The organism is Phormidium tenue FACHB-1052 (assembly GCF_014696675.1).
Taxonomy (GTDB): domain Bacteria; phylum Cyanobacteriota; class Cyanobacteriia; order Phormidesmidales; family Phormidesmidaceae; genus Nodosilinea; species Nodosilinea tenuis_A.
This window is the reverse complement of the sequence record NZ_JACJQN010000006.1, coordinates 204,400-223,868: the sequence shown is the minus strand read 5'-3', so window position 1 is coordinate 223,868 and position 19,469 is coordinate 204,400. Positions and strand designations below refer to the sequence as shown.

Annotated in this window: 16 protein-coding genes and 1 tRNA gene; 6 read left to right on the top strand and 11 right to left on the bottom strand. The window is 51.9% G+C overall.

The features are described from left to right. Window positions 1-120: 120 nt before the first annotated feature. From H6G07_RS10945 to H6G07_RS10935, 3 genes are all read right to left on the bottom strand, one after another. Entirely contained in the window at window positions 121-807 is a 687-nt protein-coding gene (locus H6G07_RS10945; protein WP_171972994.1) for a hypothetical protein, read from the bottom strand. A 473-nt stretch (window positions 808-1,280) separates the two neighbouring features. After that, the gene (locus tag H6G07_RS10940; RefSeq protein ID WP_073608253.1) at window positions 1,281-4,289 is read right to left on the bottom strand and encodes an NACHT domain-containing protein; all 3,009 of its coding nucleotides are present in this window, start codon (window positions 4,287-4,289) and stop codon (window positions 1,281-1,283) included. Window positions 4,290-4,509: 220 nt separating this feature from the next. Then, window positions 4,510-4,764 carry a hypothetical protein gene (locus H6G07_RS10935; RefSeq protein ID WP_139297013.1) on the bottom strand — a complete coding sequence of 85 codons (255 nt, stop codon included), beginning with the start codon at window positions 4,762-4,764 and terminating at the stop codon, window positions 4,510-4,512. Between the two features lie 1,248 nt (window positions 4,765-6,012). Between H6G07_RS10935 and H6G07_RS10930 the strand changes: the two genes are divergently transcribed. The 3 genes from H6G07_RS10930 to cas12k all read left to right on the top strand — a co-directional run bounded on the left by H6G07_RS10930 (window position 6,013) and on the right by cas12k (window position 9,742). Then, entirely contained in the window at window positions 6,013-6,339 is a 327-nt protein-coding gene (locus tag H6G07_RS10930) for a hypothetical protein (RefSeq protein ID WP_073608256.1), read from the top strand. Between the two features lie 86 nt (window positions 6,340-6,425). Next, window positions 6,426-6,815 carry a hypothetical protein gene (locus H6G07_RS10925; RefSeq protein ID WP_073608257.1) on the top strand — a complete coding sequence of 130 codons (390 nt, stop codon included), beginning with the start codon at window positions 6,426-6,428 and terminating at the stop codon, window positions 6,813-6,815. A 947-nt stretch (window positions 6,816-7,762) separates the two neighbouring features. Next, the gene (cas12k, locus tag H6G07_RS10920) at window positions 7,763-9,742 is read left to right on the top strand and encodes a type V CRISPR-associated protein Cas12k (protein WP_073608258.1); all 1,980 of its coding nucleotides are present in this window, start codon (window positions 7,763-7,765) and stop codon (window positions 9,740-9,742) included. Window positions 9,743-10,822: 1,080 nt separating this feature from the next. Here the strand turns inward: cas12k and H6G07_RS10915 are convergent. After that, window positions 10,823-10,895: transfer RNA gene (locus H6G07_RS10915), tRNA-Ala, on the bottom strand. A gap of 32 nt (window positions 10,896-10,927) precedes the next feature. Continuing rightward, on the bottom strand, window positions 10,928-11,209 hold the full coding sequence (locus tag H6G07_RS10910; protein ID WP_073608259.1) for a Precorrin-3B methylase: 282 nt from the start codon (window positions 11,207-11,209) through the stop codon (window positions 10,928-10,930). A 347-nt stretch (window positions 11,210-11,556) separates the two neighbouring features. On the opposite strand from H6G07_RS10910, the gene H6G07_RS10905 reads away from it, so the two are divergent. Together H6G07_RS10905 and H6G07_RS10900 are read left to right on the top strand one after the other, a co-directional pair. Further along, window positions 11,557-11,712 (top strand): hypothetical protein, encoded by a 156-nt coding sequence (locus H6G07_RS10905; RefSeq protein WP_171972995.1) that lies wholly within the window; start codon window positions 11,557-11,559, stop codon window positions 11,710-11,712. Between the two features lie 330 nt (window positions 11,713-12,042). After that, window positions 12,043-13,158 (top strand): S-layer homology domain-containing protein, encoded by a 1,116-nt coding sequence (locus tag H6G07_RS10900; protein WP_073608260.1) that lies wholly within the window; start codon window positions 12,043-12,045, stop codon window positions 13,156-13,158. Between the two features lie 60 nt (window positions 13,159-13,218). Here the strand turns inward: H6G07_RS10900 and H6G07_RS10895 are convergent, their stop codons facing one another. Next, entirely contained in the window at window positions 13,219-13,890 is a 672-nt protein-coding gene (locus H6G07_RS10895; RefSeq protein ID WP_139297014.1) for a MarC family protein, read from the bottom strand. A gap of 110 nt (window positions 13,891-14,000) precedes the next feature. Here H6G07_RS10895 and H6G07_RS10890 point away from each other — a divergent pair, with 110 nt between their 5' ends. Further along, window positions 14,001-14,651: a TraX family protein gene (locus tag H6G07_RS10890; RefSeq protein WP_073608261.1), complete on the top strand. Its 651-nt coding sequence runs from the start codon at window positions 14,001-14,003 to the stop codon at window positions 14,649-14,651. A gap of 72 nt (window positions 14,652-14,723) precedes the next feature. Here H6G07_RS10890 and H6G07_RS10885 read toward each other — a convergent pair whose 3' ends face one another. From H6G07_RS10885 to H6G07_RS10865, 5 genes are all read right to left on the bottom strand, one after another. Continuing rightward, complete coding sequence (locus H6G07_RS10885; RefSeq protein ID WP_084173080.1) at window positions 14,724-15,608, bottom strand: DUF1350 family protein; 885 nt, start codon at window positions 15,606-15,608, stop codon at window positions 14,724-14,726. An 80-nt stretch (window positions 15,609-15,688) separates the two neighbouring features. Further along, window positions 15,689-16,471, bottom strand: a complete 783-nt coding sequence (locus tag H6G07_RS10880) for a hypothetical protein (RefSeq protein ID WP_073608421.1) — start codon at window positions 16,469-16,471, stop codon at window positions 15,689-15,691. A 539-nt stretch (window positions 16,472-17,010) separates the two neighbouring features. After that, window positions 17,011-17,175 (bottom strand): hypothetical protein, encoded by a 165-nt coding sequence (locus tag H6G07_RS10875; RefSeq protein ID WP_171972996.1) that lies wholly within the window; start codon window positions 17,173-17,175, stop codon window positions 17,011-17,013. A gap of 228 nt (window positions 17,176-17,403) precedes the next feature. After that, entirely contained in the window at window positions 17,404-17,874 is a 471-nt protein-coding gene (locus tag H6G07_RS10870; RefSeq protein ID WP_073608263.1) for an SH3 domain-containing protein, read from the bottom strand. A gap of 73 nt (window positions 17,875-17,947) precedes the next feature. Then, window positions 17,948-19,468 carry a Ycf46 family AAA ATPase gene (locus H6G07_RS10865; protein WP_073608264.1) on the bottom strand — a complete coding sequence of 507 codons (1,521 nt, stop codon included), beginning with the start codon at window positions 19,466-19,468 and terminating at the stop codon, window positions 17,948-17,950. Window position 19,469: the final 1 nt, after the last annotated feature.

Genomic DNA, 19,469 nt, shown 5'->3' with positions numbered 1-19,469 from the left:
CCTGTTGTCTTCATCACGGTGTGAAGCCCTCAAGAGACACAGCCCAAAATCTTCGATCCACGTTCTAAATTGTCCATTGACTCGAAAAATGCTGGTCATAAGCGCACTGGCTGCTCCTGATCACACTCTCCCGGCGCGGCGTTTTGGCTCATTTTTAGCAGCTTGATGCGCTTTAGCCTTAAATGCACCAGCCGAGGCCCTGACTTGTCCGTGGCACCCTGACCTACCGCAAGAAAACACTCGCCCCTTTCGCAGGAATGCCAGGCACACACTGGTCTCACGGCCACACTCACATCGAGCACCAGCGCGAAACTCCCCAGACTCATCTCGCCACATCGACGTTACTGTTAGCAGACCAACCGGACTGACCGACTTCCAGTAGTCGAGTTTCTCCTGTAGGCGTTGCTCTAGGGCCGCCTTGTGCTTTTCAGCTCGCTGCTCGGCTTGGAGTGTAAGCGCTAACGGGTCTCGCTGCCGAACAGCCTCTTCTAGGGCAGATGCTGCCACTCGCATACTCCTGGCAATCTCTCTCAGGTCTTTATAGTCATACAAACGACAAATCGCGTCAACGAGCTGCTTGTCAGCGACTGTACGGGACGCACTTTTCACGCTTTTCAGGCCGTAGAAACTCAATACCTGCCGCACTCGCTCGCGGGACACATCCATCACGTCAGCGATCTCCCCATTGTTCCAGCCTTGCTGGTGCAGCTCGATGTAGCGCTTGTGACCTAGCAGCGCTTCTTCAATGGGCCTAACTCTACTGGGCATCACCACAAACTCACTCTCCTCCTTTTGCACTCTTTTCACCACAGGATGATAGCTGCTGACGACGGGTCAATTTCCAACTACCTACCGTTTTATTCGCCTGGCGCTTTCGGATTTTAGCTTTACTCACTTTCACAAAGCTGCCCCATCTACCCCAATTATAGGCACTCCCTTTTTTCGAAAAAATCGGTGCGCGTAAAAAGTCGAACTTACCTCTCGCATGGAGTCGAGAAACTGTATGCAGCGATTCCTGAGCTTGGGGATTTCTCAAAGCATTGAATGAAGGCAATGGCTTTCAGTTTTAAGGTGACCGTCTAAATTACCTATCATGAGACTCAAACGAGTTTTCTCCACCACTTTTAGGATGGGCTTGATATTCTAATCAAGAATCCACCAACGAAAAAGGCTTTTGGCTATGAGTAATGGCACCCCTCCAGCGCGGGCTGTCGTTATTGGAGGAAGTATCGCTGGGCTTCTAACCGCTCGGGTACTGTCGGAAAACTTTGATAAGGTCATTATCGTTGAGCGGAACCAACTGCCTTGGCAAGCTGCTTTTCGGCCCATTCCCTTAGCTGCTCGTCGTTGTCGTTTTGGACGCAATTTTGCAGCAGTTCCAAAGTTTTGGGATGGCCAGGATAATGCTTCAGTAAAATTTCTAGGGAATTTTGGCGAGGGTTCCTTTGAAAATCATGCATTCGACGTTCAAAAGGATCATTGAGAACACAGTCTTGCAGAAGGTCTATAGTCTTAGAGCGCTCAGCATAGTGCTCAGCAAGTAAAGAAAGTGCAGTAGTTTTTGAACTATGTGATGACGATATTACTCGACTATGCAAAGTATGACTTGTTACATAGTCACAAAGAAATTCAAACGACTTATTACCTTTTCCCCAAATTTTCAGCAGGTAGCTTAACAGACTACCTCTCGCGGATTCGTCGACATCTTCCTTAAGCTTTTTCAATATTATTTCTGTAGTGTCGTTGTGATGAGGATAATATTCGGCTAAAATTGCTGCTGCCATGAGGGAAGGATTGCTAATTGGGGCCATAATATGTCGGCTCTGATCCTCAAGTGCTCGTTCGGCGAAGAAGCTAAATAACTCCGGTGAAGGTCTCCAATTTGCTTGAACGCATTGAAGTATATGAGTACGTATGAAGTCGGAATCCTGAGTTCTTGCCTGGTTCATCAACCATTCCAAGACATTGGAAGATTCGTTCCAAACCTCAGCAATTGTCTTAATCAAGGAAGAAATTAACTCGGTATCATGATACCTCTCTTTCATAAATTCCTCAGCCGTATACTCACGACGAGTGATTCTAAGGTTTATTCCTTCATATACAGATTTAAGTTCCGACAACAGCTTTGTAGAAGTCGTACAAGCCTTATAGTGATGCTTCACTTCTTTTAGGCAATTAGCAGCTAAAAGTAAATGCTTTGAATGCTCGCTAAACTTCTCATTCATCAGGTAAGCTATTAGCATATCTGAGAAAGAATAATCAAGCATTCCACAGATCAAACATAGAACCTCATGCCAGGTTTCATCGTACCAGTGGGAACCAAATGTACAATCTCTCAATTCTTCAAAGGTGATCGCATGGGTTTCCTTAAATTTCCAGACAAAGGCCCGTGCGGCAAAAAAATCTAAAAACGTTCGGTGTACAAAAGCATAGTTATCAGCTCCCAGGTCACACAAAATAAAATTCCGTGTCCGTAGCTGCTGAATCATACGCCGTGCTATATCACGAGGCTGATCGACATCAATAGATTTCAAATAGTCTGTCAAAATCGCTTCCAGCTCCTGGCCGCTAATGATGTTTCCCGCTAGCCCCGCTTTGCTTGACTGCATGTGAAACGCCACCTTCCGCAGCATGGCCTGCTTATCCTGATAATTGATCGTCATCGGGTCTAGCTTCTGCTCAATCAAATTCCGCTCCACATCCCACTGGTGCAGCAATACTTGCGATGCCTGGTCGTATAGTTCTAGACGATTTCTTGGTAACTCTTGGCTGCGGTTCAAAATCGCCATCATCGTCAGCAGCAGCGGGTTCCCCGCCAGCTCCCGAATCGACTTCGATTCTCGAATTGCTTTGTGCAACCGCTCCCGCTTGCGCACTTTATCCGCCCCTTCCGGAAACGTCTGGTCATGCCACCGCGCAATAAACTCGGCAATCTGCTCATCTGTCAGGTCTTGCAGCATGTAGTGCTGAAACCCCACATCTCGTAGCGTCTGCGCCTTATACCCCAGCCACCGCGAGGTCACCACCACCTGCACCTGGGGGTAGTCGTTGGTAAAGCGGTGAATATCCGTCACTACGACACCCCGCAGATGCGGGTCAAACACCTCATCAATGCCATCAAACAGGGCAATAGCATCCCCCGCCAGCAGCACCTCATGGAGTCGCTGCTGATTCAGCCGACAGGCAATATCGCCCTGGTGCAGGTACTCCACCATGCTGTTGCATTTTTTGTCATTCCGGTCTCGCGCATACTTCCGCAATTCAATCAGCAGCGGCAGCGGTCGCTGGGCCAGTTCCTTCAGGTCACGAATCGGTTGCTCTGCCCATTGCAATGCCACATACTGCAACAGCATCGATTTCCCCGACCCCGGATCGCCCAGTACCACCACATGGTCCGCCACCGGGCGGCTCTGCTGCCTCACCACTGCGATTCGCCCCAACACCTCCAGCACATTCTGGATAGGCTGCTCCATATAGATCCGGCGATAGGCTTCGATTTGTGCCGCCTCCAGCGCTTCCGCATCCAGTTCCCCCCGCTGCTGGAGCTCCTTAAACTTTTCCTTCGGAATCTCATACACCTTGGGGTTAAACTTCTGGCACGCCCGCACATTCTGGGGAATGAACATGTGCCACAGTTCCAGGTTGTTGTAGGCACAGGCAGATGTATCCAGCGACTCCAGCTTCAGGTTGCCGTACTGCTCCCGCAGGGTCTCCTGATACTTCTGCAAATCAAAATCCGGCGGGATGCCCACCAGTTCTTCGATGCCTCGGCGCATGGCTTCCTGATTGTGCAGCTTCAGCAAATCCCGCAGTTCATTCGAACTCCGCAAAATGCCCTTTACGGCTCGCACGTACTGCTTGCCAATTTGCAGCCAATCAAACTCCTCTGGCAAGGGTCGCAAATCTAGCGCTTTCCACCGCAGCGTCAGCACCTCAGCATCTATGCTGCGGCAATCCGGCTCGAAGGCTTGTCCCAACGTCGCCTTCGCGTCCTTATCCTTCATGAACTCCCGCAGCGGAACCTCATAAAAGTCACGAATCTCTACCCCAGAGCAGCCCTGAAACTCCAGCTCCTCTTCCACAAGTTCCACAAACGCCTTCAGCGCCTCACCTAGCGCTTTCTGCACGGGCGCTTGGCTTGCTAAACCTGCTGCATCCGCAATACGACTCTTAAAAAAATCCTTGGCATAATCTTCTAGACTGCTTTGCAGGAGAGGCGCCAACACATCTTTAGCGACGTACTTACCTGTTTCCTTCAACCCGATTGCAGTCAGAATGTCTAATACCATGGATTTCCAGACAGAGAGTGTAGGTGAGCTCGGCCCACTAACCTTAATTCAATGCCATTCTCCTTTAGTGGTGCAGAAAAGTCCTGAAAGGAGTAGTGTTCTAGACATATTGAAGTTGATCTAAGGTAACAGTGACGTTACCTAGTGCTGACGATAGCTTTAGAAGCGGTTCCTTGTCCTCAGTGTGACAGTAGTCGGTGGTAGAGCGCCCAGCGCCTATCTACAGCAACTTCAGACCCACAAGCATGTTCAGCTCGACGATGAGAGCATGGACGACATTCCTCAGTCCCACGCTATTCCCCCGAAATACCTCCATACAGACAACCTTAAAGGCTTTCTTGTGACCCACCAACAGACCCTTCTGAAAAGGATTGAGGCTGCCATAGGCAAGCTCATCCTTTTTGCCGAAGAGGTAGCCAAACCCGAGGCAGCGGAAGTGGGATAAGCAGCGACCTGGATTATTTCCGTAGCTCATAGGCTATGAATGGAAAACCTGTTCATGGCCGAAGCTGGTAATGGATGAGCTACAGATGGACTTAGAAATCCCGCTACACCTTATTCTTGCGGCGATAAGTAATGAGAACGTCCCGTTCAAAAAGACCTCAGCCGCTGACTTCTGCACCCATTAGACGCTTGACAAGAAAGAACTTACGCCAGACCAGAGAGATTTTCGCGAGGCATCAAAGGTTCTTCTAGCAGAGCTTACGGGCTATCAGAGTCTATAAACACCTGGTTGAGTGACAGAGAATGGATCCCAGAGCTGGCTAAGAAGCATCTAACCCTGGTATATTTCGCCTGGGCAGCCGGGAAGATGAAAGACAAAGCGGTTGAAGATGGGCATAAAAACTGTAGCTGATAGGCTATAATTCGTCCAGAAACCAGATGATTCCACAAAGCCCATCAGTGGTAAGCGACAATAGGCACCTTTCTGTAGACAGCTGCGGCTAAGCAATATTGCAATCAACTAACCTCAGCGTCTTTAGGGGCTATGGCTCATTTCTCCAACAATTCTTCTCAGTAACGTCAACTTTACAGCGCTGATATGGAAGATTTTCATGTTGAAATTTGTAGTAAGACCAATATTAATAGATTGGAAGAACGCTCCCTCGTTCATGAGATACGGGCCATCATCTTTGGAAGTAGTTATGACGAGGCATGCGAAAATGAAACTCGCCTTCCAGTAGGGGAAATTGTTGGTTATGAGCTTTTCAACCATGTTAGTGGGCTGCTTATCTATGCAGATGAGGTAGACCAAGACCTTTCCTTAGCAGTTAGCTGGCTACAAGAGCAGAACTCTGAAGACATTGAATTTGCTCTGTGCAAAGGTTGCTTGTACCTTAGCAAGGTTGAGATCAGACCCTGTTGGCGAGGCAAAGTGCCTGTCCTTAAGGCAGTAGCCACATACATACAGCACACAATTATGGAAGGGCTAGTGTTTTGTAGGCCCATGCCCTTTCCTAGAACTGAATCTCAGGAAGAGGCAGACTTACAAAGTTTCAGGCTTCGGCAGTATTGGAGCAAACTTGGCTTGAACTGCTATGACAGTGAGCACAACATCCTATGGGAGTCAGAGTGGTCTTGCCCCAGTTGGCTCGCGGGGCAACGCTTATTGGACTAAGGGCAGCCCCAACACCTGCTCATCTGCCTCAATCCCGACTCGTAGTCAATAGGCTATAAATTGATTGCTGTAAGCAGCATCGCCCTCTCGAGAAACTAGCCGCTGATGGATTTAGATATCCCGCTACACCTTATCCTTGCGGCGATGAGTGATGAGGGCGGAATGTTCAAGAAGACCTCAGCCGCTGACTTCTGCGCTAGGTGGACCCTAGACAAGAAGGGAGTAGCTATAGATCAGCGAGGCTATCGAGAGGCATCAAAGGCCTTGCTGTCCGAGCTAACAGGCTACCAGACAACATCCACAAACATCTGGTTAAGTGATAGGGAACGAACTCCTGAACTGGTCGAGAAATACTTGACCTTGGTAGATCTTGTCTGGATGGCGGAAAAATTGAAGGAGAAAGCTGTTGACGACAGCGCCAAAGATATGTAGTCTATAGGCTACAGGTATGGAGCGCTGTCCACCTTTCCAACCGAGGGTGGCTTTAATGCTATGTCCAAGGTCGGAAGTACAACTATATGAGTCCTAGAAAACCTCTGCAAGATTACATAGAAGAGGGTTTACAGAGCAATGGCTATACAAAAGAAAGACTCTGTAAAGAATTTAATTTGCCGGAAAGTGCGCTTGAACAATTTCTAAGTAATTCGGCGTTATTTACCCGTGAAGAAACCGCAAAACTGTTTTTTCTTCTAGGAGCTTGCCTCGGAGCCTCAGTCGAATTGATGCTTATAATGCTTGGCTTTGATCCAGATGAACTGGCTGTGGAGGAGAGCGATCAAGCAGACCTATCTATAGAGCCAAGCGATACATATTTAGAGATGCAGATAACACAAGGAGTCGAAGTTGCTAATCCTCGGAAAGAGTATCGAAGAATGATAGAAGAGCCAACAGATGCCGAGGAAGAGTAATACCTCTCCTTACTTAATTCATTGAACTTCTCGCCAATCCTGATTCAAGCCTCTAAGTCGGGGTCAAAGTGAGTCCAGACCGAAGATATCGAGTGAAGACAGATGACCTTTTTGAAGCCTATTGCCGAGGCAACTCTATTTTTTGCGAAAATCGGTGCGCGTAAAAAGTGAAATATTTCGTCGCTCGAATCTACAAAGAGCGTATGCAGCAATTTTGCATCACTGCTGAATTCTAAGCAAAAGATCTGAAAAGCTCTTGTCAGTACAAGTTCTGCTTGTGATTGTCAAGATTGGACAGCCCAGGAGAAATATTAAGTAATGTTTCACGCTAACCGTCGGATCATGGTAGGAAATTGAATATCTATTCCCTCATTTGCCTCAGTAGTTTGGACATTTTTTGGGGCAAGCGCTGAAGCCTTTGGCTTCTTGTTAACCGAGCTGCTGCAGAAGAGACCTAAAACCCTTAGTTTACCGTTGGTTTTCGAAATCTATTCAAAGTATTGGTACTAGTAAACCAAAAGAGAAATATCCTGAATCAATAAATTTGAAGATTAGATTTAATTATTTATGGGATGAAAATTGTCTTTTAAAACGGCATTTAGATTTATGACAAGGCGTTTGATCGGCAGGTTTTTTGAGCCTTAATTGAGACAATCAAATTTAAATGGTCTAGACCATTACCCTCTCAGAAGCTTTTTAAGGTACTGATGAATACAGATCAGTTGGCATAGGACATGGCAAGACTAATGTCTTTGGCTTTGAACCCATCGTCGAAACCTAGCGGCAAAATGCTTTTTACAAAGTCCTTGACAATGCCCAGGAGTATTTGTCTTTGAGTATCTGTCCTCTAATTTTCAGTGAAAAGTTGGGCTTTCTGGGTTTCAAAGGGAACAGCATCTATTCAATACAAAGCGCTATTGAGGCAATCTTTTTTGAGATAAGGTTTCATGAGTATTATTACAATCCAGTGTAGGTTGACGGCTTCAGTTGCTACTCGGCAACATCTTTGGAACTTGATGGCGCATTCCAACACGCCATTGGTTTCAGAATTAATGCGTATTATCCCGCTTCAGCCCGATTTCGAGAACTGGAGGCAAGCTAGTAAGATTCCTGCTAAGGCAATTCGCGATCTCTGCGCATCCTTCAGAAAAGATGAACGATTTGCTGGTCAGCCAGGCCGTTTCTACAGTTCGGCCAGCACTATGGTGGCCTATACCTACGATGCGTGGTTCGCCTTACAAGCTTCCCGCCTGCGCCGGTTATACGGAATGAGACGCTGGCTGGAAATTCTTCAAAGTGATACCGAAATGTTGAAGCTGTGTGGTGTCTCTTGGGAATCGTTTCAAGAAAGGGCTAGGGCCATTTTGCAGACAGCAACAGATCAAATTCAGGCTAAACAGCCTACTCCACAACCAGCTAGACGAGGTAACAAAAAACAGCGAAAGCAAAGCGACAAAATTGTATCCCGGCGGCGATTGGTCGACCGACTCTTTCAGCTGTACAACGAATCACCCGAAACACTGGATCGCTGTGCTATTGTTCGTCTACTCAAAAATGGCTGTACAGTGCCAGAGCAAGCGGAGCAGCCCGAACGCTATCAGCGTATGCTGCTGGCCAAACAGACTGGAGTCAGTCGTATAGAAAGAGAACTTGCAAGCCGTTTACCAAAAGGGCGCGATCTAACAGATGAGAACTTTTTGAATGCCCTAGAACTGCTAACTTATCAAATACCCACCAGCACAGAAGAGTTTGCCCAGTGGAAGTCTCAACTCCTGAGAGAACCCAATCCCCTGCCTTACCCTGTTTTGTATAGCGGCAATCTTAACCTGACTTGGTTTGTGGAGGAGGTGCCTAGGGGCAAGTCTCAGAAACCCAAACAGCAGATCTGCGTCAAGCTCAACGGATTGGCTAAGCATGTACTTAAGGTACAGTGCGATGCTAGGCAGCATCATTACTTTCAACGCTTTGTTCAGGACTGGGATATTTACAACCGGGGCAAAGGTCCTATTTCCGGCAGCCTGCTTTTGCTGCGTACTGCCAGCATCTTGTGGAAGCCCGTACAGCAATCTAGGCATAGAGCAACAGGAGAACCTTGGAGTGATCATTCCCTCTACCTGCACTGTCAGATTGATACCAAGCTTCTAACCCAAGAGGGTATCGAGGAGAAACGGCAGAAGAAACTCGCTAGCGCTCAATCATCTGAGCAGACTCGCCATGCCACGCCCGTGCAGGCTGCTAGACAACAGGGGAGCCTTGATCGTCTTCAGCGCTCTGCCCAGCATCCTATTCATTTACCTAGTCGAACCCCCTACCAAGGCCAGCCTCAGATAATTTTAGGGGTTAGTTTCAACCTCAAGCATCCTGTCACGGTAGCGGTAGTCGATGTGCAGTCTCAAGAGGTTGTCAAATATCACTCTTCACGCCAGCTTCTGTCAACGACTGATCCCAAAACTGATCAGTCTCATCTTCCCCAGCAGCAAATGGCCCAGCAGCAAAGCCATGACCATGAGCGTCACAAAGCCCTCAAAAAAGATCACTATGCTCCTTATAAGGAGGCCAACCTTGGAGCCTACCTTAATCAAGTTCTGGCAAAGCGGGTCGTTGATATTGCCATCCAATTTCGAGTATCAAGCATCGTGCTCCCAGATACCAAAGGGTTGAGGGATAAGCTTGAAGCTCAACTGCGAGCGAAAGCGGCCAGCAAAATTGTTGGTTCCGTCGCCGCTCAAAAACGTTATGCCCGAACGGCAAGCATCCGCCTGCATCACTGGAGCTACAACCAGTTGGCGGAGTTGATAAAAAACCGAGCTGCCAAACTCGGCATCCCAGTTGAGGTTGTGCCAGGGCTAGTTGCGGATAGCCCCCAGGCTACAGCTCGGGATGTGGTCTTTTCAGCTTATTATCGCCGCCAGTCTGCGTCAAAATAGGTTGTTATACCCTTGTACCTTGAAAAGAGAATATGATAAAGCTTTAGCGCCGCAGTTCATGCTTTTGAGCCGCTGAACTGTGAAAAATAAGGGTCAGTTTGGCTGTTGTACGACAGCTTTTCTTTCCGGCCCTGGTAGCTGTCTGCTTCCAATGAATTTGTTCTTTGAACAAGCTCTGAAGTCGCCGCCTGAGTTCAGCAAGCTGACAAAAGGTGGTTCGCTATTTTTACTTGAGTTCTCTCTTTGTAATATAGCGTAGGTGCGCACTCGGCAAAGGAAGTCAAGCCTTCACATTGTGAGGGTACAGGAACCTTTACAGCCTTTGTGTTGTGGAGCAACTGGATAGGTGGCTACCGAATCGCCTCCGATCAAGGAGGAACCCTCCCCCAACTTTTTTTGGCAAACCTAAGCAAGGGTAAAATGCCCAGGGGGTTTGCCAAAGTCCTAAAAGGCTTGCCTGAGCTGTTTTTGAGAGATTACTAGCGAAATCTAGCCGTCTCCAACCCCGTCAGAGTAAAGCCATAGCGAGTAGGTTCGTCAAACTAAGGTCTAGAACCTGCTTACACTAATGATTTTACGCTGCGGAGTCGCATCAGCCCTCCCAGCCATGGGCGGGTTGAAAGCTAGCCAAGCATACTGCTAGCCTGACCCCAGTGCCTGGTCGCATCAGCCCTCCCAGCCATGGGCGGGTTGAAAGTAGGTGGGCTAGGCTGCCACTCTTCACCCTGACTTGGGTCGCATCAGCCCTCCCAGCCATGGGCGGGTTGAAAGATGACCTGATTCAGATTAGTGGATGGGACTTGAGCCAGTCGCATCAGCCCTCCCAGCCATGGGCGAATGAGGGAAGTTTTTCAGTTAGACAGAGCCTACATTCAAGAGCCTTTGGGAGGGTTGAAAGGAGCGCTGCGATTGCACCAGCGGAGGAAACCCGGAATTGAGTATTTACGACATCTAACTTGCGAGTAGCATATTCACCAATGTCAATCTCTTATTCAACCTAAAACGACATGAATGTGCGAAAAACGACACTAATCTGCGAATCGCGACATTTAATGTGCGAACGTACAGCGTATTTGAGAATGGAGAATAGGAGATTCGAACTCCTGACCTCTGCGGTGCGATCGCAGCGCTCTACCAACTGAGCTAATTCCCCTGAACTTGCCAGTATTCTACCAAAACCCCTGTTCACTTCTTACCCCGGCCCTTAGCAGATCGCCCTTTATTCCCCGGCTGGGTCTGGTGGGCACCAAAATACTTCTCGCTGCGGTAGCGCAGCCACACCCGCAGGGTCTGGGGGATCTGGTCTTTTTGCTCTTTGGTCAGCGTGTTGTAGAGGGCTAGCGCCTTTTCTCGCTCGCCCCGGCAAGCAGCATTGTTGTGAGCATCCCAGTAGCTGCGGGCCAGCCGGATGCGGCGACACACTTCCTTAACTAAGGCTTTTCCTTCAAGGGGAGATTTTGGAGGCATGGGCGCGATCCTTTTAGGCGGTCAATCCCTCTGGCTAGAACGTTGTGACCCTACTCGCTTAGCTTAACGCCGTTGATGAAAGTTGCCACCTCTAGTCTGCATTACCCCTTCAGACATGATCTCTGAGCTACGCGTTGCCCTATAAATACATGGAAAAGCTAACGGACGGACAAATCCGTAACTGGATCAAGGCCAGGGCCGTTGCTGAGGCACAGGTATCGTCGCCAAAATAGAGTCCCCGTGCTCCATGGCCCCTAGACTGCGCATTGGAAAAACGATCCACTTCGAACCATTCCCTCTTACCGAACCAGCGCTACGGAGCGCTAAGCCTCTATGCTCAAACCAAAATGTTTTGCGTAAAGCTGAGCGATGAGGGGATTCTGGGCGATCGCCTGTTCAGCCGCCTGTTTCGTGTGTTAGCTGGCGATGCTTGTGAACTCGCCAAAACCGCCCATGGAATGCCGAGTTTTGCCGTCGCTGGTACCTTTACCTGGAACAACTAAGATCAAACCGGCGATCGCCACAATAAATCAAGGAAAAAATTAGTTGACAAGAGCATTCTCAATCAAGTAGTGGAAAAGCCTCTGATAAAGGCAAAAATCCGCTACTTATCAAAGAATTGTAAAGGTCGCATAGGATTTCTGTAAAGTGCCTCTGGCCCTGCAACCTCAGGGTTTCGGGCGCGTCATGGAAGCTCAGCAATGAGGAGCATTGTGGTTTCGACCGATGGGTTGGGCAGACTACGGAAGTCGGCTAATTTAGGCCGCACTACGGAAGTGTCTATCTACCTCATCACCATTACACTTCAAAGACTCTACGGGGAATGAACGAGAATGACTCAAACTAACTGGGCTAAGCTACTGCGATTAGCACCGCTTTCGGCGATTTTGGCGACCTTGACTGTCGGCAGTGGGGCGGCGATCGCCCTAGCTGCTGAAGGCCCCATTCAAAATTTCAACTGGCTCAAAGATGAAGCCCTGCTCGACCAGGCCCTTGATGCGGCCCACACCAAAGACGACGACGACAACGATGATGACGATGACGATGACGACGTAGAATCGGGCGAAGTCATCTACCAGCGTCGTACGACGACCACGACGACCACCACCGTCAACCAAGTCAGCTTTAGCGATATTTCCACCAACTACTGGGCAAGCGACTTTGTCTATCGCCTCTCGGCCATTAAAGTCGTCAGCGGATTCCCTAACGGCAATTTCCTGCCGAGCAACAATCTCACTAAAGCTCAGTACGCGGCAATGATTGCTCAGGCCTTTGACATGCCTGCTTCGCGCCAAACCGTCACCCTGCGCAACGTCAACCGCAGCTACTGGGCCTACAGCGCCATCCAAAAAGCCTACTCTATGGGCTTTTTAGAGGTCTCCAACGGGATGTTTGACACCAACGGCACCATGACCCGTCTCGACATGCTGGTGATGCTGGCCCGGGGGCTGAACATCACCCAAGTCACCTCGGGGCAGTCGGTCGATAGCCTGTTGAGCATCTTCAGCGATGCCAATCAAATCCCCAGTGAGTATCGCGTTGTGATCGCGGCCCTGGTCGAGCGCGGCATTTTGGTGAACTATCCCACCATTACCGAGCTAAACCTATTTGGGGTGGTTTCTCGCTCTGAAGCCTGTAGCTTTGTCTATCAGGCCCTAGCCTACATGGGCAAAGTCGAAACCATCGAGTCGGCTTACATCGTCAACAGCAGCAACTTTTCCAATCTGACTGAAACCATCACCAACACCACCACCGAAACCACCACCGAAACTGGCGAGGTGAATGTGGACGATGATGACGACGACGATGATGATGATGATGACGATGATCGTAGGCAGAACTGCAACCAGGGCATCGGCAATGGTGCCGAAGGGTGCGACCCTGGCAACTCCCGTCCCCACGGCGGCAGCAATGACGAGGGTGGCCGCACCCCCGGCGGCAATCGCTAATCTGCGCTATCTGTCCTGATGAGTGTTACAAGACGCCCTGCGGGGCGTCTTTTTTTGCGCCTAAGAATCTGGGGTGGGGGTGTCCAGGCCAAAGGCTTGGGCGGGGGGCAGCTGGAGCAGGCTGAGTAAGCCATCGAGCATATACTGCACGGCCAGGGCGGCCAGCAGCACCCCCAGCACGCGGGTAACCACGTTGATGCCAATTTGCCCCAGCACCTTAGCCAGCGGACGCGACAGCAGCAAAAACAGGCAGCACAGCAGCAACACCACCGCCGCTGCCGCCAGCACCACGCTCAACCCCAGGTAATAGTTGGTTGACTCCCGCGACAGCACCAAAATGCTGGCCAAACTGCCCGGCCCCGCAATTAGCGGAATTGCCAATGGAAACACGCTGACATCTTGCTTGGTGCCCGCTTCCTGCACCTCGGCTTCTGTTTCGCGCTCTTGATGCACAAAGATCATGTCGAGGGCGATCTTAAATAGCAAAAACCCTGCCGCAATTTGAAAGGCTTGCAGGCTAATGCCCAGATTGTGCAGCACGTAGGCTCCGGTAAGGCCAAACGCGAGTAGAATACCCGCCGACACGGCCACTGCCCGTGTGGCAATCTGAGTTTGCTCGGTTTCGGTGCGATCGCTCACCAACGCCAGATACAACGGCGCTAGCCCCACCGGGTCAATCACCACAAATAGAGTCAAAAAGGCTTTGGCAAACAGCGGCAGAATGATCGGCATGGGGAGCGCTTAGAAGACTGCCTCAAATCTACCGCTGTTCGGCGCAAACGGTCGCTTCACCCTGTGTTAGACCAAAGATATAGATCACCAGTTCAGACAGGTTTCAGCTCTTGCAGTCCAGACCCAGCGCTTTACCTCAGGGATTCACCAGCTACCAAATCAAGGTTTTAGCGGCAGTGACCATGCTGGTGGATCATATCGGTGTGGTGTTTTTCCCTGAGGCGATCGCCTTTCGCATTGTTGGGCGGATCAGCTTTCCGCTGTTTATTTGGCTGTTGGTGCAGGGCGAGGCTCACACTAAGCACGTGGGCCGCTACGGTCTGCGGTTGGCGCTGCTAGGCCTGGTGTCCCAGCCGATCTACCAACTCACCTTTGATACTGCCCGACCCAACATTTTGTTCGAGCTGCTTTTGGGATTGATCTGCCTGCGGTTAGCGCGGGGGTTCCCCCGCTTTCAGCTACCCATCTGGATTGGGGCGGCGGGGCTGAGCGAGCTGCTGGCCATGGGCTACAGCAGCTACGGCATTGGGCTAGTGGCGCTTACCCGCTACTACCGCCCCACGGTGCTATGGGGGTTGGCCTGGGTGGGGTTTCACTTATTTTGGGCTTGGTTAGAGGGGCCGTTTCAGCTACCGGCGATCGCCGTTCCCCTGATCTTTTGGCTGGCCAATGGAGAGCGGGGGCCGAAGGCGCGATGGTTCTATGCTTTTTACCCCGGCCACCTGGCCCTGCTGTGGTTGATTTGGCAGGGGCTAAACTAACCGGCAGCCGCTACCACTCCCAGGCCAGAGCAATTTGTGGGCGCTGCTGATTTACACAGTTTTTTAGCAAGCTCAACGAGGGGGCTCAGGCAACCGGGCTTTTGCCTTGTCAATCGCATGTAGCACCGCCTCAACCAGCTCAAAGTTCCCTTCTTTAAACCCAAGCACCGCCAAATGGTTGCCCAAAGGCAAGGTCTTAAAACTCGACAGTTGTAGCGTCAGCAATTCTTCTAGGGTGCTGACGGTTTCCTTGGCCAACTGGCTGGTAAAGGCAATTACCGAGGTGAGGGCAAAGAGCCGAGAGCGACTGATCAGACAATAGGTTTGCTCAATCGATGGCTCTACGCGAATAAACCGTTCCACCAGCGCTCTCAGCGATTTAATGGGCACCGCACTGTCCAGGTCAGAAACAACCGGATCGAGCAGAATTGACGGCTGATTTAGCAGGGAGATCTGTTTTAGGGAAACATCATCCAAGGCTTCGGCCAGGTGCTGAGACTGACTAGATTCAATGCAGCCATTCAGTACGGCCTGATCTTGTTTGGCGCGATCGGTTAATAGCTCCAGCAGCGCAATGTATTTGCAGCCTAGACTGTGACCTATCCACAAATAGTTAAATGCCGGTGAGTTAGGATCCTCGCCATACAGGCTATAGCTATAGCCTTGCTGCTTGGCCAATGCCGTCAATTCTTGGCGAATTTGAGGTTTACTATTTGCTAAGCTCACCGCCACCGACCAGTGCCGAAAGGAAAACCGAAAGGGCAGAGCCACCAGGGTATAGCCCTCCTGGTAAAGGCTGCGGAGCAAGTAACGGTAAAAGACGGTTGGAAAGGTGCCGAAAAAAGCCCCGCCGATAAAGAAAATGACGCCCTGGGGCTGGGGATGTATGGCGGCCCAACTGGTTGTCAGCGGTTTAAATCGGAACTGGGGTAAGTCAACGTCTGGCATAGCTGGCATAGGGTTAACCGCAGTAGGGGTTGGGGGGGAAGTTTGGCCTGCCTGCCCCGGAGGGCAGGCAGACACAGGTAATAGCCGATCTAGGCAACGGGCTGGCGCTGGGCACCGTTGGTGACTACGGACGGCAACCCGTTGGTAACCGGCTGGCTCAAGTCGTCTAGCCGCTGGGCCATAAATCCCAAGACTTGCTGGATGTTCTCAAGCTGGGAAACTACCTCAGGGTTGATGCCCCCCGCCACTGGCCCAATCGGGTCGATGGGACCGGGAACTGGGATGGGCTGAGGAAACGGAGGCACAGGCACCAGTGGACCTTGAAAAATCGGATCAAGCACCGTATCCACGTTGAGCAGGGCACTACCTGACGAGGTGGGTAGGGCGGTGATCAGTTGGTCAAAGTCGCCGCTGGTGCCGGGGGAGGGGAGGAAGGTGCCCCGGTGCTCGGGGGTGACCAGCAGCGGGAAAGTGCGGGCACTGCCGGGGAAGGGGAAGGTGGAAACCGCAAAGATTTCCACATAGCCCCGCACTTCGATTTGGTCAGCTACGTTAGCCGGGTTCAGCGTTCTGATGTCGGGCTGTAAAATCACCAGGCCGGTATCGCCAGCATTTAGCCGAAAATCGTAGGTGCTGCCTGGGGTGAGGGTGGCAAAATCGTTGGTTCCCAGGGTGTCTCTAGCCACCAGGAGTTTTGTGCGATCGAGGCCAGGACTTTGGGCATTAAACCGCAGCCGCAGCCGGAGGGACGTGTTGTTGGGGTTGGCTACGTTGAGGAAGTAGCCTTGCAGAATACTGCGATCGGACCCAGTGACAGTACCGGCGGTAGGCGTAATCGGCTTTAGCAGCAGTTCAAAGGTGGAAAGTAACATGGTCATCTCTCACTGACTAGAGTTGTCATCGACATCTTGGTGAAGACCTGACGGTTGACCTCATTTCCTGAGGCTCCTCAAGCTTCCCTAGACATGACTATTCAAGTCCATGCATCTAGCCGGTGAGAATGACCCATGCGGGTACTCTTGCCCTTTCAAGTAGACCCTGGGCATGGGGCGTTTGAGCAGAAACCGGATACCCATTGGTCACCCAGGGCGTAATCTCCTCATCCCAAATCCTTTTTGGCTAACCCCGACTCAGCTAGGCAAACAACCGTTTGCCCCTACGGTTTGGCCTTTTGGGCAGCGGGGTTATGTGACTCGGATTGGGTATCAATCCCTAATGCGTTCCACGACGGCGCTAAACGGCGTTACTGTGGGCGCAATACTGACGGCGCAATGTAGTTACCGATGCCCGATCGCAACGCAACCTATTTTTGCTACGGCACCATACAGCAATACCCCCGGACAATCAGCAGTTGCGCTGCCGACCATCCGGGGGTATCAATTCAAAGTGAAGCAGTAGTTTAAGTTAGAGCCTACAAAAAGTGATCGATCGCCACTGCCGAAACAGCCGCAAACACGGTAATCGCCAGGCCCACCAGCGGGTTTTGCCCCTGGGCAACCGCAAAGGTTGTAATGACGCCAGCCCCAAGGGCTGCGATCGCAACGGAGCCAATCCAGTCTTTTTGTAGGTTGTGCATGGGTTCTTAAAGTGGGGTATGACGCAGAAGAAGGGGCAACAGTCTTGTGTGAAAACTATGTACCCGACCCTAGGACTGTTCAGACCTCACGCTATCACCCTGACTAGGATCAAACAAAACCGCCTGGGGGAACTGATATCAAGCTTAAGGCTTGGTTAGATTAGTTAACATTCTTCCCATAGAGAAACCCACCCCCCTGGCTAAACCATGCTTTGTTGGGGGCTGAGATTACTCAACGCGGCGGGTATTGCCCGCCTTGACCCAGCCTTCCTGGCCGTTGGCCACCACGCGCACCTTGACCCAATCCTGGTCAGTGGGTTCTTCGAGCACCACCACCGCTTCGTTCACGTCCACGCCTCCCACCTGAGGAAACTCTACGCCTGGGCCTTCGCGCATCACCAGGCCAATGGGCTGAGTCACGGTCGCGTTGTAGTCACCGGGTTCAAGGGCTGGCTCGGCTGGGGGAGTCTCCGCTGGGGCGGGCTCAGGGGGTGGCTCGACGGCGGGTTCAGCCGCTGTTTCAGGGGCTGCTTCAGGCTCGGGGACAGGCATTTCGTCGCCGTAGAGGGGTTTGGGCGGCAGCACCGACAGGCGACCCATGAAGTAGCGGGCGGTGGCCACCCCTGCCATCGATAGCAGGATGAGGGCGATCGCAACCCCCAAAATCAACTTTGACAGGCCAAGAAAAAATCCTTTCATGGACGGTAGCGGGCCGATGTAGGTCTACAGTTTGCCCATGGTACAGCACCTCTCGCCAATCGGCATCGGGGCGCTAATCGGCATCAGGTAAGGTCGGGCGAAACCGCGAGTCGAGACCGCTGCGGGAGGCCATCCGCGCTTTACCCGCCGCCGCCCAGGCTTGCAGCGCCTCAATCTGTTCCTGGGCGGTGCGGGCCAGGGGAACCATTTCGCTGGCGGCGGTGAGAATGTCGTCGGTGGTAAAGTCGCGGTTTTGGCTAAAGCCCAGGTGCATCGCCTCGACGATCGCCTGCTCGATCTCAGCCCCTGAGAAGTCTGGGGTTTCGTAGGCCAGTCGGGCGGTGTCGAAGGTTTTGAGGGTGTGAGGCCGCAGGCGCGAAAGGTGGACTTCAAAAATGGCCTGGCGATCGCCCTGGCTGGGCAACCCGACAAAGAAAATTTCGTCGAAGCGTCCCCGGCGCAGCATCTCCGGCGGCAGGGCCTGAATGTTGTTGGCGGTGGCCACCACGAACACCGGGGAGGTTTTCTCCGCCATCCAAGTAATGAAGGTGCCGAAGACCCGACTGGCGGTGCCCGAGTCGCCCCGACCATCCATGCCCGCAAAGGCTTTGTCGATTTCGTCAATCCACAGCACACAGGGGGCCAGAGCTTCTGCCAGTTGAATCATCTGGCGGGTGCGGGCTTCTGACTCGCCCACCAAGCCGCCAAACAAGCGCCCCACATCCAGCCGCAGCAGGGGCAGGTGCCAGTGATGGGCGATCGCCTTAGCGGTCAGCGACTTGCCCGTACCCTGAATGCCCAGCAGCAGCAGCCCGCGCGGATGGGGCAAGCCGTACTGGCGCGCTTTTTCGGAGAAGGCAGTTCCCCGTTTGAGTAGCCAGTCTTTGAGGTTGTCGAGGCCGCCGATGTCAGAGATCTGCTCCCTGGCCGGGTAGTAGTCAAGAATTTGGGTCTGGCGAATGCTCTGGCGCTTTTCGTCGAGAATCAGGTCGAGGTCGTTGGGGTCAAAGGCTCCGTGGGCAGCGATCGCCCGCGCCAGCACCCGCCGAATCCGCTCCAGCGACAGCCCCTGACAGGTGCGCACTACCTCCTCCAGGGTAGCCATTGGCAGATTGGTTCCGGTCGAGCCTAAAAGCTGCTGCACCTCGTGCCGAATGGCGGCGGCATCGGGCAGGGTAAACTCCAGCACCGTCACGGTCTCGCTCAGCTCGTCAGGAATGGTGAGCTGAGCTGAGAGAATGATCAGGGTCTTGGGTTGGGCCTTAAGGCGGCGGGCTAAGTTGCGCAGCTTGCGAGAGATCGCCACGTCGTCTAGAAAGCGGTGAAAGTCGCGCAGCACAAAGATGGCTGGAGCCGTGGCGGGCAGCTTTTCTACCAGCTCTAGCGCTTGCAGGGGATTGCGCTTGCCAAAGCCCGCGTCGTTGAGGTTGCCCTGGTAGCCATCGACAAAATCCCAGGTGTAGAGGGCGCGGTTGCCCTGGGCCGTGGCGCAGGCGGCAATATCGGCCTCGGCCCGCTCTTCCTCGGCGGTGGCGATGTAGATAATCGGGTAGCGGGCGCGAATTAGCAGGCCCAGTTCATCAGTAAAACCCATG